Origin of the sequence: Piscinibacter gummiphilus (genome assembly GCF_032681285.1) — a bacterium.
Classification (GTDB): domain Bacteria; phylum Pseudomonadota; class Gammaproteobacteria; order Burkholderiales; family Burkholderiaceae_C; genus Rhizobacter; species Rhizobacter gummiphilus_A.
On record NZ_CP136336.1, the window covers coordinates 4,414,482 to 4,429,662 of the forward strand.

Sequence of the window (15,181 nt, forward strand, 5' to 3'; positions counted from 1 at the left end):
TCGATCAACAGAGGGAGGATCCCATGAACAAGTCTCGCGCCCGCGTCTGGGCGTTGTGCGGTGCTGTGCTGTTTGTCAGCGCCTGCGGTGGTGGCGGTGACAGCGGCGCAAGCAGCGCCCCCAGCACACCGACGCCTCCGCCGCCCCCGCCGCCTGCGCAGGAAGAGCTGCTGGTCGCTGGCTTCGGCTTCAACGGCCCCACCGAAACCCTGGTGGTGGTGGACCCGGCACAGCCCACGCCCTTGCGGCTCTCGACGCTCGTCGACCAGCACCTGGAGGTGTCGCACCTCACCTTCGACACCACTGGCCGCCGCATCACGCTTGGCAGCAGCACCGCGGTGTACTACGTGCGCAACGGGCGCTTGTTCCAGGTCAGCCTTCGCAAGAACCAGAGCAACCAGCCGCGCCAGATCTCCTCGGTGGCCGACGCGTGCTCCGTCGACGACTGGCACCCCTTCTCCTATAGCACTGGCGACGACGGCTGGGTCGAGGTCACCACCTCCGGCGCCGACGGCAGCTGCTTCCCGGGGCCCGACAACCGCAAGGTGTTCGTGCGCCGAGGTACGCCGGCCACCGATCTCCCGACCTCGCTGCCCGATGGCGTGCGCATCACGAGCGCGTTGCCCGATCCGGCCAGTGCTGCGCTGCTCGGCTTCATCGCCTACGACACCCGCGCGGTCCCATCGAAGCTTGCGCTCTACAGCCCGACCCTCACCCACGTGAGCGACGTGGTCGGGGGCACCGGGCGACTGCCGCTTGAACTGCTCTCCTTCCGGCCGGGCGGCCCACTCACCACGAGCGCCTATGCGAAATCGGGCAGCAGCGTGGTCCGCCTCGACTGGTCGGCCAGTTCGGCCACACTGTCATCGCTTTCCATGCCCTTCTCCATCACCGTCGACATCGATGGCAACGCCGAGTGTCTGAGCGATGACGCCGCCATGTATTGCGTCAGCGGGTTCCTGCTGCGGCGCCTCGACGCAGCCGGCACGGTAAGCACACTCGCCACGATGGCCAACACCGATGGCAGCAGCGTGACCCTGCGGGGCCTGACTGCCGGCCACCTTGTCGTTCAGCAAAGCACCGACACCAGCAGCGGCCAGGTGTTCGCCGTGCCCAAGCTGGGCGGCACGCCGCTGGCGCTGGCACCCGCCTTCGGGCAGAAGTACGTGGTCGGCGTGCACGGCAACGAGGTGGTGTACAGCACCCTCGGCAGTTCGAGGGTGATACGCCGCATCGGCATCGACGGCAGCAACGACCGCCTGATCACCATCCTCAACAGCGGCTACCCGATGCCGGTGAGCAACCCGACGGTGCCGAGCGTGTCCGTCGGGACCCTCGACACAGTGATGTGGTGCGATGTGCCCAGCGCAGGCCACTGCACCAATGGCACGATCAGGTCGTACGACCTTCAGTCCGGCACCACCACGGCGCTCGGCACCCTGTCACACAGCAGCGCCGACATCTTCAGCCTCTACGTCAGCGGCTGGGGCTTCAGCGGCCGGCCCACCGTGCTCACCGCTTCGGCGGCGCTCATGTCGACGCCCGGGTTCGTGACGGACTTCTACCTGGCCCACCCCGGCACGGCCAACTCGCTGGTGCGCCTCACGACCAACATCCCCTGACGACCGTCAGGCGCGATCGAACACCGAGGCCGGCGACACGCTGGCCTCGGCACCGATCCAGTCGTCTACCGGCTCCGGCTTGGGCAGCGCCTTCACCTGCGCAATCGCCGAGAAGCGCCACGCCAGCAGCGCGAGCAGCACGGCCGTCACGCCGGCAAAGGCCATCGCCGCCTGCAGGCCGACGGTCTGCCCGAGGTAGCCGCCCAGCAATGCGCCCGGCCCCGCGGGCATCAGCGTGAACCAGCGCATCGCACTCGTCATGCGTCCGAGCAGCGGCTCAGGCGTCACCGCCTGGCGCATCGCAAGGAAGTTGATGAAAACCAGCACCGCGCCCGCGCTGAAGAGCACCAGCATCGCCGCAAAAGCCGCCACACCCCAGCGGTTGGCCGGTGCGACCGCGAGCAGCAACCAGCCGGCGCCGCACACCGCAAAGCCGATCAGGAGACTCGGCCCCGGGCCCACACGCCGGCTGATGCGGTTGCCCAACACGCTCGCGACGATGGTGCCTGCGCCCATGCCCACATAGCTCAGCCCGACCTGCTGTTCGCTCAAGCCGAGCGTGCGCGTGGCCACCAGGATCTGCACCACGATGGCCGCGTGATGGCACATCTGCCACAGGCCCATCGCGACCGCCAGCGACACCAGCAGCGGCGTGCCCAGCACGAAGCGCACGCCGGTCTTGAGGTCACGCCAGAAATCGGCGTCCTGCAGCGAGCGGCGGTCTTCCTTGATTTCGATGCCGCGCAGGATCAACGCCGACAGCACCAGCAGCACCGCATCGGCCAGCAGGGCGAGCGGCGCCCCGACGAGCTTGATGAGCGCCCCGGCCACGCCTGGGCCGGCGACCTCGGCGCCCGAGGTGGCGAGCGCGTTCTTCGCATGCGCTTCCACGAGGCGATCGCGCGTGACCACCTGCGTGAGCACGATCTGCGCGGCCGAGCCCGCCACCGTGTACACCGAGCCGATGATGAAGCCGACGACATACAGCCAGGTCATCGTCAGCCAATCGAGCCACCACGCCAGCGTGACGCTGGCCACCACCAGCGCTAGCAGGCACTCGCCGAAGGCATAGACCGGCAGCTTGCGCACGCGATCGAGCCACACGCCAGCCGGCAGCGAAAAGAGCACGAAGGGCACGATCTCCGTCGCCGTGAGCAGGCCCATCTGCATCGGCGAGGCGTGCAGCAGCACCGCCGCCGTGAGCGGCAAGGCCAGCATCGTGACCTGTCCGCCGAACGAGCTGATGAGGATCGAACTCCACAGGCGCCGATACGCGGCATCGCGCAGCAGGTCGTGCGGCGGCAGGGCGAGCCAGCGCTGCCGGTGTCTCCACAGCCTGCCCAGCCTCTTCAGCATCGAACGTCTCCTCGTTTTTCTGGTGTGTGCGTGTGGCAAGCGTCACACGTTGCCGACAAGGGAATGTGCATGCTGGCGAAGACCTGCGACAGACTAGGGATTCGGCAGCGGGCCGCTCGCCATCCGAAAGCCCCTCGTTAAGATGCCCGGCCCCCGCGTGCTGAACACCCGGGTCGCCAAGGAACCCTCACATGCACATCCTGCACCTCGAGGACGATGCCCTGGACGCCGACCTCGTTCACCGCGAAGTCGCCCGGCATGAAGCCAGCACCGTCTGGACCACCGTCGACTCGGCCGAGGCCTTTCACGACGCGATGAAGCGCACACGCTTCGACGCCATCCTCTCCGACAACCGCGTGCCCGGCATCGACGGCCTGCAAGCCCTTCAGGAGGCGCGCGCGCAGCGGCCCGGCATGCCCTTCGTCTTCGTGAGCGGCAACACCGACCCGCACTGGGCCGAGCACTGCCTGGTCTCGGGCGCCACCGACTACGTGCCCAAGACGCAGCTGTGGCGCATGCCTTCAGCGCTGCAGCGCATCCGCAACTCGCGCGAGAGCGAGCGGCTGACCTGGCTCACGCGTGCGCGTGCGGTGCTCGTCGATGCGGTGAAGCAGCTGTCGCTGGCCCGCAGTGTCGAGGGCATCGTCGAGATCGTGCGCCACGCCGCACGCCAGATCAACCAGGCCGATGGCGCCACCTTCGTGCTGCGCGATGGCGACCTGTGCCACTACGTCGACGAAGACGCGATCGCGCCGATGTGGAAGGGCCTCAAGTTCCCGATGGAGACCTGCATCAGCGGCTGGGCGATGCTCAACCGGGAGGCGGCCGTCATTCCCGACATCTACGTCGACCCGCGCATTCCGCACGACGCCTACCGGCCCACCTTCGTGAAGAGCCTGGTGATGGTGCCCATCCGCGGCGAGGCGCCGATCGGCGCGATCGGCAACTACTGGGCCACGGCCCACGAAGCGACCCCCGACGAGGTGGAGCTGATCCAGGCGCTGGCCGATTCGACCTCGCTGGCCTTCGAGAACGTGGCGCTGCTGCAGGGCCTGGAAACACGCGTGCAGCGGCGCACGGCGGAGCTGGAAGATGCCAACCGCGAACTCGAGGCGTTCTCGTTCTCGGTCTCCCACGACCTGCGTGCCCCCTTGCGCGCCATGATGGGCTACAGCGACCTGCTGTCCCAGGTGAGCCCGCCGCTCGAAGGCGAAGCCCTCACCTTCCTCCAGCACATCCGCCAGTCGGCACGCCGCATGAACACGCTGATCGACGACATGCTGAGCCTGTCGAAACTCACGCGTGCGGAAGTGCGCAAGCGGCCGGTGTCGATCGGCACCATGGCGGGCAAGGTCCTGGCCAGCCTGCGCGACACGGCGCCCGCGCGACAGGTGCGCACCGTCGTCGACGAATCGCTCGTGGCCGAAGCCGACGCCGGGCTGCTGCGGCTGATCCTCGAGAATCTGTTGTCGAACGCCTGGAAATACACCGGCAAACGCGACGACGCGGTGATCGAGTTCTTCGCCGAACCGCAAGCCGACGGCCGGCTGGCCTACTGCGTGCGCGACAACGGCGCGGGGTTCGACATGGCCTATGCGCAGCGGCTCTTCGAGCCCTTCCGCCGCATGCACACCGAGGCGGACTTCCCCGGCACTGGAGTCGGCCTCGCGATCGTGCAGCGGGCCGTCCGCAAGCACGGCGGAGAGCTGTGGGCCGAGGCCGCGAAGAACCGCGGCGCGACCTTCCGCTTCACGCTGCCACCCGCGGCCTGAGACCGCAGCGCACGCCGCTCAGCTGCGGTAGTCGGCGTTGATCTTGACGTAGTCGTAGCTGAGGTCGCAGGTCCACACCGTGGCCTGTGCCCCGCCGCGCTTCAGGTCGACCCTCACGGTGATCTCGGCCTGCTTCATCACACGCGCGCCGTCGGCTTCCTGGTAGCTCGGCTTGCGCCCGCCACTCGTCACCACGTGCACGTCGTCGAGGAAGAGTTCGATGCGCGACTGGTCGAGGTCGGCGATGCCGGCGTAGCCCACGGCCGCGAGGATGCGGCCGAGGTTGGGGTCGCTCGCGAAGAAGGCGGTCTTGACCAGCGGCGAATGCGCGATGGCGTAGGCCACCTGCTTGCACTCGGCCTCGGTCTTGCCACCGTCGACCTGCACGGTGATGAACTTGGTGGCGCCCTCGCCGTCGCGCACGATGGCCTGCGCCAGCTCGGTGGCCACGGCGAACACGGCGTCGCGCAGGAGCGCACCGTCGCCGCTGTCGAGCTGGGTGATGGGCGCGTTGCCCGCCGCACCCGTGGCGACGACCACGAACGAATCGTTGGTGGAGGTGTCGCCGTCGATCGTGATGCGGTTGAACGAACGGTCGGCGGCCTGTTGCGTGAGGCCCTGCATCAGCCCTGGCGCGATGGCCGCGTCGGTGGCGAGGAAGCTCAACATCGTCGCCATGTTGGGCCGGATCATGCCGGCGCCCTTGCTGATGCCGGTGATGGTGACCGTCTTGCCGCCGATCGTGACGCGGCGCGACGCGGCCTTGGGCAGCGTGTCGGTGGTCATGATGCCTTCGGCTGCGGTCGCCCAGTTGTCTTCCTTCAGGTCGGCGATGGCGGCGGGCAGCCCGGCCTCGATGCGGTCGACCGGCAGCGGCTCCATGATCACGCCGGTGGAGAACGGCAGCACCTGCTCGGGCACGAGCTTCAGCTGCTTCGCCAGTGCCACGCAGGTGGCGCGCGCGCGGGCCAGGCCGTCTTCGCCGGTGCCGGCGTTGGCGTTGCCGGTGTTGATGACCATCGCCTGCACCGCCGAGCCGCCCGCCAGGTGCTGGCGGCACAGCTGCACAGGGGCTGCGCAATAGCGGTTGGTGGTGAACACACCCGCCGCCTGGGAGCCTTCGGCCAGCGTGATGACGGTCAGGTCGCGGCGATTCGCCTTGCGCACACCCGCCATCGCGATGCCCAGCTTGACGCCGGAAACGGGGAAAAGCGCCTTGGGGTCAGGCGCGTTCAGGTTCACAGGCATGGAAGGCTCCTGATCGAGGGGCCGAGAAACTCAGGCGAGTTTCCCGTGGCATTGCTTGTATTTCTTGCCGCTGCCGCACGGGCAGGGGTCGTTGCGGCCCACCTTGCCGAGGTACTGGTCCGCCACGGCCTGCGCGGCATCGGTTTCCTGCGACACGCTACCGTCTTCGTTCGGGTGCGTGTAGGTCACGTTGGAGATGGCCTCGGCGCGTTGCTCGATGGCTTCGGCGGCTTCCGCCACCTGCTCCTGCGTCTGGATGCGCACGGTCATCAGCACGCGCGTCACGTCCATCTTCACCACGTCGAGCAGCTGGCTGAAGAGTTCGAACGCCTCGCGCTTGTATTCCTGCTTCGGGTTCTTCTGCGCATAGCCGCGCAGGTGGATGCCCTGGCGCAGGTAGTCGAGCGCGGCGAGGTGCTCGCGCCAGTGCTGGTCGATCGACTGCAGCAGGATCATGCGTTCGAAGGGCATGAACTGCTCGGTGCCCACGCGGTCGAGCTTTTCCTGGAAGGCCTCGTTGCCGGCCTTCACCACCATTTCGACGATGTCTTCCGCCGACACGGCCGCACTCTTCTCGACGTGCGCCTTGAGTGCGAGTTCCAGCTGCCATTCCTCGCGCAGCGTCTTCTCGAGGCTATCGAGGTCCCACTGTTCTTCCACGCTCTCGGGCGGCACGTAGGTGTGCACCACATCGGTCAGGGTGCTTTCGCGCAGGCTCGTGATCTGCGCGGTGAGGTCGGCCGCTTCGAGGATCTCGTTGCGCTGCTGGTAGATCACCTTGCGCTGGTCGTTGGAGACGTCGTCGTACTCCAGTAGCTGCTTGCGCATGTCGAAGTTGCGGGCCTCGACCTTGCGCTGCGCGCCTTCGATGCTGCGGGTGACGATGCCGGCTTCGATGGCCTCGCCCTCGGGCATCTTCAGGCGGTCCATGATGGCGCGCACGCGGTCGCCCGCGAAGATGCGCATCAGCGGGTCTTCGAGCGACAGATAGAAGCGTGACGAACCCGGGTCGCCCTGGCGGCCGGAGCGGCCGCGCAGCTGGTTGTCGATGCGGCGGGATTCGTGTCGCTCCGTGGCGATGATGCGCAGGCCGCCGGCGGCCTTCACCTTCTCGTGCAGGCCCTGCCATTCGTCGTGCAGCTGCTTGATGCGCGCGGCCTTGTCGGCCTCGGGAATGGACTCGTCGGCCTCGATCAGCTGCACCTGCTTCTCGACGTTGCCACCGAGCACGATGTCGGTGCCGCGGCCGGCCATGTTCGTCGCAATGGTGATCACGCCCGGGCGGCCGGCCTGGGCCACGATCTCGGCTTCCTTGGCGTGCTGCTTGGCGTTGAGCACCTGGTGCGGGAGCTTGGCGGCCTTGAGCTTCTCGGAGATCAGTTCGGAGTTCTCGATCGAGGTCGTGCCCACCAGCACCGGCTGGCCACGCTCGTGGCAGCTGCGGATGTCGTCGATCACCGCGTTGAACTTCTCCTTGTTCGTCTTGTAGACGAGGTCGAGTTCGTCCTTGCGGGCGGTCGGCTTGTTGGGCGGGATCACCACGGTCTCGAGGCCGTAGATCTCCTGGAATTCGTAGGCTTCGGTGTCGGCCGTGCCGGTCATGCCCGACAGCTTGCCGTACATGCGGAAGTAGTTCTGGAAGGTGATCGAGGCGAGTGTCTGGTTCTCGCTCTGGATCTGCACGCCTTCCTTGGCCTCGACGGCCTGGTGGAGACCATCGGACCAGCGGCGGCCCGTCATCAGGCGGCCGGTGAACTCGTCGACGATGATCACTTCACCGTCTTGCACCACGTAGTGCTGGTCGCGGTGATAGAGGTGCTTGGCCCGCAGCGCGGCGTACACGTGGTGCATCAGCGTGATGTTCTGCGGGTCGTAGAGGCTCGCGCCTTCGACCAGCAGGCCTGCCTCGGCCAGCACACGCTCGGCGTTCTCGTGGCCTTCTTCGGTCAGGAAGACCTGGTGCGACTTTTCGTCGACCGTGAAGTCACCCGGCTCGATCACACCTTCGCCAGTGCGCGGGTCGGCTTCGCCGATCTGCTTCTTGAGCCTGGGCACCACGGCGTTGATGCGCACGTAGAGCTCGGTGTGGTCTTCGGCCTGGCCGCTGATGATGAGCGGCGTGCGGGCCTCGTCGATCAGGATGGAGTCGACCTCGTCGACGATGGCGTAGCTGAGGCCCCGCTGAACGCGATCGGCGGTCTCGTGGACCATGTTGTCGCGCAGGTAGTCGAAGCCGTATTCGTTGTTGGTGCCATAGGTGACGTCGGCGGCGTAGGCGGCCTGCTTCTCCTCGCGTGGCATCTGCGGCATGTTCACGCCGACGGTGAGGCCGAGGAAGGTGTAGAGGCGGCCCATCCATTCGGCGTCGCGGCGCGCGAGGTAATCGTTGACCGTCACCACGTGAACACCCTTGCCGGTGATCGCGTTCAGGTAGACGGGCAAGGTGGCCATCAGCGTCTTGCCTTCGCCGGTGCGCATTTCGGCGATCTTGCCGTTGTGCAGCGCCATGCCGCCGATGAGCTGCACGTCGAAGTGACGCATCTTCAGCACGCGCTTGCTGCCTTCGCGCACCACGGCAAAGGCCTCGGGCAGAAGCTTGTCGAGCGACTCGCCTGCAGCAGAGCGGGCGCGGAATTCGTCGGTCTTGGCCTTCAGCGCCGCGTCGTCGAGTTTCTCGAACTGTGTCTCCAGCGCATTGATCTGCTGCACCACTACCCGGTACTGCTTGAGCAGGCGGTCGTTGCGGCTACCGAATATCGAAGTCAGGACTTTGGGCAACATGCAGCGTCAGGGGATTGGAGCGAGGGATTGCGAGGCCCGGACGCACGCGCGCGCAGAGCCCGCGCGGCGCGGGAAAAGCCGCGAATCTTACACCGCGGGTCTGGCGGCGCCGGGTGGGTCAGCGGGGTGACTGCGCTGCGGCAGGGGCCGTAGCGGCCGTGGTGCGCGGCAAGGCGGCGGGGGCCTTGCCGGAGAGGAACTTCGCCGGGTTTTGCAGCACGCCTTCCACGCTCACTTCGAAGTGCAGATGCGGCCCGGTCGACCGCCCGGTGGTGCCGACTTGCGCCACGACCTGGCCGCGTTTGACCAGGTCGCCCGGCTTCACGAGGATCTTGGAGGTGTGGGCGTAGCGGGTCGCCAGGCCGTTGCCGTGGTCGATCTCGAGCAGGTTGCCGTAGGCCGGGTGGAAGTCGGTCGAGCGCACCACGCCCCCAGCGGCAGCCATGATGGGCGTACCCACGTCGGCGGGGAAATCCAGGCCGGTGTGCAGCGCCGGCCGGCCCGAGAACGGATCGGAGCGGAAGCCGAAGCCGGAGCCCACGACACCGTTGACCGGCGGGCTGTTGGGCACCATCAGCGCTTCGAGGCGCTTTTCGAACAGGCGCGACTCGATCATCGTGAAAAGGTCGGCGCTCTGTTCGGCCGACTCGTCGAGCGAGTCCATCATGCCGTTGAGCTGCTCCAGCGACGGCTTGCGGGCCGGCACGAACGGGCCGCCCTGGCCACCGCGTCGAAGGGCCGGCGCGATCTGCTTGAGTTCGTCAGGTTTCACACCGGCCAGGCCCGAGACCCGCTCGCCGATGGCTTCGAGCTTGATGAGCTTGGCCTGCATCTCGCCCACCTTCTGTGCCATCGCATCGAGGTTCTCGCGCATGAAGCGGTCGCGCTGGGCGAACTCGTCGCGCACGACGAGGCGCACGATCTGGCTCACCACCGGCCAGCCCTCGCGGGCGGCCTTGAGGAAGATGACGTGGTAGATGGTGCCCGACAAGGCGAGGATCCCGATCAGGAATCCGATTGCGAGGGCGATCAGCTGCAGCCGGTTGAAGTGCAGGACGCGCGTGCGCGCCATGCTTCCGTGGGTGATCATGATCTGCATCGCTAAACTCCTTGCGGTGAACCCGAAGCAACCCCCGGTCACCCCCAACGCCATGCGCATGCAGGAAGCCATGGCCTCGAGCCCCCCTCTTGCGCGCCTGCAACAGCTGATGCGGGAATCGAACGACCGCTTCGACGCTGTGCGCCCTGTCTTGCCGGCGGCTCTGGCCGCTCATGTGAAACCCGGACCCGTGGATGGCGACGGGTGGTCGTTGCTGGCGGCGAACGCCGCCGTGGCAGCCAAGCTGCGCCAGCTTCAACCTCGGCTCGAGGATGCACTCAAGCAGCGGGGATGGCAGGTTACTTCAATCAGGATCAAGGTTCAATCGGCGTAGGGCCAGCCAAACGCCGAGCTGATACGAGACGTATCAGTCCCTCTGAGAAGAACTCGAAAGAGGTGGTGCCCCCGACAGGATTCGAACCCGTGACCTTCGGTTTACAAAACCGCTGCTCTACCAGCTGAGCTACAAGGGCAAACGCGAAACGCGTGGCGATTCTAGGACTTGCGCCCGTTACGACGGTTACTTGATGCGCTTGAGTGCGGGCCTTCCGCCGGTGGGCGGCTCGGGAGGCTCGCCGTCATCGGTGGGCTTGCTGGATGCTGCTTCCGTCGTCGGCAGAGCATCCCCCGTGGCGAGACGCAAACCACCGGGCTGCGTCGGCCGCTCGGGGACAAGCGCCGGCTCGGGGGACGTCACCGTGGCAGGCTCGCTGGGGACCGGGAAGGCCATGCCCTGGCCGTTCTCGCGTGCATAGATGGCGATCACGTGGTCCACCGGCACGGCGATGTCGCGCGATGCGCCACCGAAACGTGCCTTGAACTCGATCAGCTCGTTGCCGAGCTTAAGCGAGGTGGTGGCCTCGAACCCGACATTGAGCACGATCTCGTTGTTCTTCACGTACTCCATCGGCACCTGCACGCTGGCGTCGACGTACACCGCCAGATACGGCGTGAAGCCGTTGTCGGTGCACCAGTCGTGCAACGCCCGGATCAGGTACGGCCGGGTGGACGTTCCCGCGTTGCCAGGCGTGGTCGGGATCAGGCTCATGCGAATGCGCTTACTTGCGCATCACCTTTTCGGAAGGCGTCAGCGCCTCGATGTAGGCCGGGCGCGAGAAGATGCGCTCGGCGTACTTGAGCAGCGGCACGGCGTTCTTCGACATGTCGATGCCGTAGTAGTCAAGGCGCCACAGCAGCGGGGCGATGGCCACATCGAGCATCGAGAAGTCGTCGCCCAGCATGAACTTGTTCTTCAGGAAGATCGGCGCCAGCTGCGTGAGGCGGTCGCGGATCTGCGAGCGGGCCTTCTCGAGCTGCTTGTCGTTGGGCTTGGCGCCGGTGCTGCGGCCTTCGAGCACGTTGACGTGGGCGAAGAGTTCCTTCTCGAAGTTGAGCAGGAACAGGCGCACGCGCGCGCGTGCCACCGGGTCACCCGGCATCAGCTGCGGGTGCGGGAAGCGCTCGTCGATGTACTCGTTGATGATGTGCGACTCGTACAGGATGAGGTCGCGCTCCACCAGGATGGGCACCTCGTTGTACGGGTTCATCAACGCGATGTCTTCGGGCTTGGCGAAGAGGTCGACGTCGCGGATCTCGAAGTCCATGCCCTTCTCGAACAGGACGAAGCGGCAACGGTGCGAGTAGGGGCAGGTGGTTCCGGAGTAAAGCACCATCATGATGGCGGCTCCTTTGAGCTAGAGGTCTTGCAAAACACAAACGGAGTGGGCGGGCCAGGGTGGCAGCGCTCCACTCCGCAGACGGTCAGCGGCCGGGACATCCGGCCGCCTCGCATTCGCTTATTTCACGTCTTTCCAGAAGGCGGCGTTCAGACGCCAGGCAATGAACGTGAAGAGGGCCAGGAAAAGCAGCACGAAGACACCGAGCTTGACGCGGTCGTGCTGGGCGGGTTCGCCCATCCATTGGAGGAAGGCCACGAGGTCGCCCACGGCTTCGTCGTAGTCGTTCTGGCTCAGCGTGCCCGGGGTGAGCTGGGTGTAGCCCACGAAACGGTGCACGGTCTTGCCTTCGTGGTGCGGGTCCTTTTCCTCGACGTACTTCGGCGCACGCTGGCCCTGCAGTTCCCACAGCACGTGGGGCATGCCCACGCTCGGGAAAGCCAGGTTGTTCCAGCCGGTGGCCTTGGTGTCGTCGCGGTAGTAGCTGCGCAGGTAGGTGTAGAGGTAGTCGGCACCCGAGCCCTTGCCGATGTCGGCGCGCGAGCGTGCGATCACGGTGAGGTCGGGTGGCATGCCGCCAAACCATTCCTTGGCCTGCTTCGGATCCAGCGAAGTCTTCATGGTGTCGCCGACCTTGTCGGTGGCGAACATGAGGTTCTTCTTGATCTGGTCTTCCGACAGGCCGATGTCGCGCAGACGGTTGTAGCGCATGAACGAAGCCGAGTGGCAGTTCAGGCAGTAGTTGACGAAGAGCTTGGCGCCGTTTTGCAGCGACGCCACGTCGGTCGTCTTGGCGACGGGGAAACGGTCCCAGGCGATGCCACCTTCGGCCGCCACGGCGCCCGCGGTGAAGCCGAACGACGCCAACAGGATGAGGAGGAGTTTCTTCATGGTGTGTGATTCCGGCTTGCGTCTCGTCAGTGGGCGCTGAAGGTCACGCGGTCAGGCACCGGCTTGGATTGGCCGATGCGGCTCCACCAGGGCATGAGCAGGAAGAAGCCGAAGTAGAAGAGCGTGCCGACCTGCGACACCCGTTCACCGATGGGCGATGGCGGCTGCACGCCGAGGTAGCCCAGCACCGCGAAGACGACCACGAAGATGCCGTACATCACCTTGTGCCAGCTCGGGCGGTAGCGGATCGACTTGGCTTCGGCGCGGTCGAGCCAGGGCAGGAAAAACATGATGATGACGGCGCCGCCCATCACGACCACACCCCAAAACTTGGCTTCGAAGGTCAGCAGCAGACCGGCCGCGACGAGTGCCCCGATCGCGATGACCAGCTTGGCAACGCCTGAGAAGCCACCGCGCACGATGGCCAGCACGGCCCCCAGGCCGACCAGTGCGACGAGCACGTAGACCATCTGGTCGGTCGTGGCCCGCAGCATCGAGTAGTAGGGCGTGAAGTACCAGACCGGGGCGATATGCGCCGGGGTCTTCAGCGGATCGGCCGGGATGAAGTTGTTGTACTCGAGGAAGTAGCCCCCGAACTCCGGCGCGAAGAACACCACCGCCGCGAAGAAGAACAGGAAGATGCTCGTCGCGTAGATGTCATGCACCGTGTAGTACGGGTGGAAGGGCACGCCGTCGAGCGGGATGCCCGCCGCATTCTTCTTGGCCTTGATCTCCACGCCATCGGGATTGTTGGAACCCACTTCGTGCAGCGCAATGATGTGCGCGACGACGAGGCCAAGCAGCACCAGCGGCACGGCGATCACGTGGAAGCTGAAGAAGCGGTTCAGCGTTGCGTCGCTCACGACATAGTCGCCGCGGATGAGGATGCCGAGGTCCGGACCGATGAAAGGCACGGCGGTGAACAGGTTCACGATCACCTGTGCGCCCCAGTACGACATCTGGCCCCAGGGCAGCAGGTAGCCCATGAAGGCTTCGGCCATCAGGCACAGGAAGATCGCGCAGCCGAAGATCCACACCAGCTCGCGCGGCTTCCGGTAGCTGCCGTAGATCATCCCGCGGAACATGTGCAGGTAGACCACGATGAAGAAGGCGCTGGCGCCGGTCGAGTGCATGTAGCGCACCAGCCAGCCCCAGGGCACGTCGCGCATGATGTACTCGACCGAGGCGAACGCGAGGTTCGCATCGGGCTTGTAGTGCATCACGAGGAAGATGCCGGTGACGATCTGGATCACCAGCACCAGGAGCGCGAGCGAACCGAAGACGTACCAGAAGTTGAAGTTCTTCGGAGCGTAGTACTCGCTCATGTGCTCTTTGTAGAGCTTGCTCGCGGGGAAACGGTTGTCGACCCACGTCATCAGCTTCTCGCCGATCGGGGCATTGGGGCTGACTTGCTTGAACTCGGCCATGTTGTTCTCCTGAATTGCCTCTGCGCCTGGGATCAGGCCTTCTTGTCTTCGCCGATCAGCAGGCGGGTCTCAGACAGGTACATGTGCGGAGGCACTTCGAGGTTGTCAGGGGCGGGCTTGTTCTTGAACACGCGGCCGGCCATGTCGAAGGTGGAGCCGTGGCACGGGCAGAGGAAACCGCCGGCCCAGTCATCGGGCAGCGAAGGCTGCGCGCCGGGCTGGAACTTGTCGGACGGCGAGCAGCCGAGGTGGGAGCAGATGCCCACGGCGACGAGGATCTCGGGCTTGATCGAGCGATGCTCGTTGCGCGCGTATTCGGGGGTCAGCTCGTCAGGCTTGCGGGCCGACTTCGGGTCGGCCAGCTGAGCGTCGATCTTGGGCAGCGCGGCCAGTTGCTCGGGTGTGCGCTTGATGATCCACACCGGCTTGCCACGCCATTCGACGGTGACCTTCTCGCCGGATTTCAGCGAGCTGATGTCGACTTCGACAGCAGCACCGGCCGCACGGGCCCGCTCGGACGGTTGGAAGGTGCTGACGAACGGCACGGCGGTGGCAACGCCACCGACTGCGCCTGCACCACAGGCGATGGCAACCCAGGTGCGGCGGCCTTGATCGACTTGCTGGTCACTCATGGAGGTCCTCAATACGGGTCTTACGGTCTTCTTTGCAGAAGAATGACTTCTAATCAGGGGCAACCGACGATTCTAGCGGACGTGTCAAGCCCATCGACCGCGACATCGGGCCCCGCGGCGGCCAGGCCACAGCGACCGCACGCGCCTTGACTTCGCCCGGGCGTGGGCAATACTGCGCCGCACCCGTTTGCAGGAGGAAACCATGGGATTCGCCAAGGAGTTCAAGGAATTCGCGATCAAGGGCAATGTCGTCGACCTGGCGGTCGGCGTCATCATCGGCGCGGCCTTCGGCAAGATCGTCGACTCGATCGTCAAGGACCTCGTGATGCCCGTCATCGGCAAGATCATCGGCGGGCTGGATTTCTCCAGCTACTTCATCATGCTGTCGGCGCCACCGCCCGACTTCAAGGGCCCGATGACCTACGAGGCGCTCACCAAGGCCGGCGTGCCGCTGTTCGCCTACGGCAACTTCATCACCGTGGCGATCAATTTCGTGATCCTCGCCTTCATCATCTTCATGATGGTCAAGCAGATCAACCGGCTCAAGAAGGAGGCCCCGCCGCCGGCGCCGGCCGCCACGCCGGAAGACGTGGTGCTGCTGCGCGAAATCCGCGACGCGCTCAAGAAGTAGGCAGGCCGCCCCTCGGGCGATCGATTCGCGGCTCCAGGCCAGGCCC

13 protein-coding genes and 1 tRNA gene are annotated in these 15,181 nt (G+C 66.0%); 4 read left to right on the top strand and 10 right to left on the bottom strand.

Annotated features, from left to right (window positions below):
- Positions 1-23: 23 nt before the first annotated feature.
- Positions 24-1,622, top strand: coding sequence for a hypothetical protein (locus RXV79_RS20745; protein ID WP_316700005.1), 1,599 nt, complete (start codon positions 24-26; stop codon positions 1,620-1,622).
- A gap of 6 nt (positions 1,623-1,628) precedes the next feature.
- Here RXV79_RS20745 and RXV79_RS20750 read toward each other — a convergent pair whose 3' ends face one another.
- Complete coding sequence (locus tag RXV79_RS20750; RefSeq protein ID WP_316700006.1) at positions 1,629-2,978, bottom strand: MFS transporter; 1,350 nt, start codon at positions 2,976-2,978, stop codon at positions 1,629-1,631.
- A gap of 191 nt (positions 2,979-3,169) precedes the next feature.
- Between RXV79_RS20750 and RXV79_RS20755 the strand changes: the two genes are divergently transcribed.
- Positions 3,170-4,750 carry an ATP-binding protein gene (locus RXV79_RS20755; protein ID WP_316700007.1) on the top strand — a complete coding sequence of 527 codons (1,581 nt, stop codon included), beginning with the start codon at positions 3,170-3,172 and terminating at the stop codon, positions 4,748-4,750.
- Between the two features lie 18 nt (positions 4,751-4,768).
- Here the strand turns inward: RXV79_RS20755 and argJ are convergent, their stop codons facing one another.
- From argJ to RXV79_RS20770, 3 genes are all read right to left on the bottom strand, one after another.
- Complete coding sequence (gene argJ, locus RXV79_RS20760; RefSeq protein WP_316700008.1) at positions 4,769-5,998, bottom strand: bifunctional glutamate N-acetyltransferase/amino-acid acetyltransferase ArgJ; 1,230 nt, start codon at positions 5,996-5,998, stop codon at positions 4,769-4,771.
- 30 nt (positions 5,999-6,028) lie between these two features.
- Positions 6,029-8,779, bottom strand: coding sequence for a preprotein translocase subunit SecA (gene secA / locus RXV79_RS20765; RefSeq protein WP_316700009.1), 2,751 nt, complete (start codon positions 8,777-8,779; stop codon positions 6,029-6,031).
- Between the two features lie 118 nt (positions 8,780-8,897).
- Positions 8,898-9,878 carry a M23 family metallopeptidase gene (locus RXV79_RS20770; protein ID WP_316700010.1) on the bottom strand — a complete coding sequence of 327 codons (981 nt, stop codon included), beginning with the start codon at positions 9,876-9,878 and terminating at the stop codon, positions 8,898-8,900.
- On the opposite strand from RXV79_RS20770, the gene RXV79_RS20775 reads away from it, so the two are divergent.
- Positions 9,868-10,212: a DciA family protein gene (locus RXV79_RS20775; RefSeq protein ID WP_296728060.1), complete on the top strand. Its 345-nt coding sequence runs from the start codon at positions 9,868-9,870 to the stop codon at positions 10,210-10,212. The two genes, RXV79_RS20770 and RXV79_RS20775, sit on opposite strands and share 11 nt — an antisense overlap.
- 63 nt (positions 10,213-10,275) lie before the next feature.
- On the opposite strand, the gene RXV79_RS20780 is transcribed toward RXV79_RS20775, so the two are convergent.
- The 6 genes from RXV79_RS20780 to petA form a co-directional block, all read right to left on the bottom strand.
- Positions 10,276-10,351, bottom strand: a tRNA-Thr gene (locus RXV79_RS20780).
- A 47-nt stretch (positions 10,352-10,398) separates the two neighbouring features.
- Positions 10,399-10,926 carry a ClpXP protease specificity-enhancing factor gene (locus tag RXV79_RS20785; protein ID WP_316700011.1) on the bottom strand — a complete coding sequence of 176 codons (528 nt, stop codon included), beginning with the start codon at positions 10,924-10,926 and terminating at the stop codon, positions 10,399-10,401.
- A gap of 10 nt (positions 10,927-10,936) precedes the next feature.
- Positions 10,937-11,554 carry a glutathione S-transferase N-terminal domain-containing protein gene (locus RXV79_RS20790; RefSeq protein ID WP_201811583.1) on the bottom strand — a complete coding sequence of 206 codons (618 nt, stop codon included), beginning with the start codon at positions 11,552-11,554 and terminating at the stop codon, positions 10,937-10,939.
- A 120-nt stretch (positions 11,555-11,674) separates the two neighbouring features.
- A complete protein-coding gene (locus tag RXV79_RS20795) occupies positions 11,675-12,445 on the bottom strand; it encodes a cytochrome c1 (protein ID WP_316700012.1) in 771 nt (256 codons plus the stop codon).
- A gap of 26 nt (positions 12,446-12,471) precedes the next feature.
- Positions 12,472-13,872 carry a cytochrome b gene (locus RXV79_RS20800; RefSeq protein WP_316700013.1) on the bottom strand — a complete coding sequence of 467 codons (1,401 nt, stop codon included), beginning with the start codon at positions 13,870-13,872 and terminating at the stop codon, positions 12,472-12,474.
- 32 nt (positions 13,873-13,904) lie between these two features.
- The gene (petA, locus tag RXV79_RS20805) at positions 13,905-14,504 is read right to left on the bottom strand and encodes a ubiquinol-cytochrome c reductase iron-sulfur subunit (protein WP_316700014.1); all 600 of its coding nucleotides are present in this window, start codon (positions 14,502-14,504) and stop codon (positions 13,905-13,907) included.
- 202 nt (positions 14,505-14,706) lie between these two features.
- Here petA and mscL point away from each other — a divergent pair, with 202 nt between their 5' ends.
- Positions 14,707-15,135, top strand: coding sequence for a large conductance mechanosensitive channel protein MscL (mscL, locus tag RXV79_RS20810; RefSeq protein ID WP_316700015.1), 429 nt, complete (start codon positions 14,707-14,709; stop codon positions 15,133-15,135).
- Positions 15,136-15,181: the final 46 nt, after the last annotated feature.

Bases quoted from the DNA above. Each gene is read 5' to 3' on its own strand.
- RXV79_RS20745 (WP_316700005.1), top strand. From the start codon at position 24: ATGAACAAGTCTCGCGCCCGCGTCTGGGCGTTGTGCGGTGCTGTGCTG.
- RXV79_RS20750 (WP_316700006.1), bottom strand. From the start codon at position 2,978: ATGCTGAAGAGGCTGGGCAGGCTGTGGAGACACCGGCAGCGCTGGCTC.
- RXV79_RS20755 (WP_316700007.1), top strand. From the start codon at position 3,170: ATGCACATCCTGCACCTCGAGGACGATGCCCTGGACGCCGACCTCGTT.
- argJ (WP_316700008.1), bottom strand. From the start codon at position 5,998: ATGCCTGTGAACCTGAACGCGCCTGACCCCAAGGCGCTTTTCCCCGTT.
- secA (WP_316700009.1), bottom strand. From the start codon at position 8,779: ATGTTGCCCAAAGTCCTGACTTCGATATTCGGTAGCCGCAACGACCGC.
- RXV79_RS20775 (WP_296728060.1), top strand. From the start codon at position 9,868: ATGATCTGCATCGCTAAACTCCTTGCGGTGAACCCGAAGCAACCCCCG.
- RXV79_RS20770 (WP_316700010.1), bottom strand. From the start codon at position 9,878: ATGCAGATCATGATCACCCACGGAAGCATGGCGCGCACGCGCGTCCTG.
- RXV79_RS20785 (WP_316700011.1), bottom strand. From the start codon at position 10,926: ATGAGCCTGATCCCGACCACGCCTGGCAACGCGGGAACGTCCACCCGG.
- RXV79_RS20790 (WP_201811583.1), bottom strand. From the start codon at position 11,554: ATGATGGTGCTTTACTCCGGAACCACCTGCCCCTACTCGCACCGTTGC.
- RXV79_RS20795 (WP_316700012.1), bottom strand. From the start codon at position 12,445: ATGAAGAAACTCCTCCTCATCCTGTTGGCGTCGTTCGGCTTCACCGCG.
- RXV79_RS20800 (WP_316700013.1), bottom strand. From the start codon at position 13,872: ATGGCCGAGTTCAAGCAAGTCAGCCCCAATGCCCCGATCGGCGAGAAG.
- petA (WP_316700014.1), bottom strand. From the start codon at position 14,504: ATGAGTGACCAGCAAGTCGATCAAGGCCGCCGCACCTGGGTTGCCATC.
- mscL (WP_316700015.1), top strand. From the start codon at position 14,707: ATGGGATTCGCCAAGGAGTTCAAGGAATTCGCGATCAAGGGCAATGTC.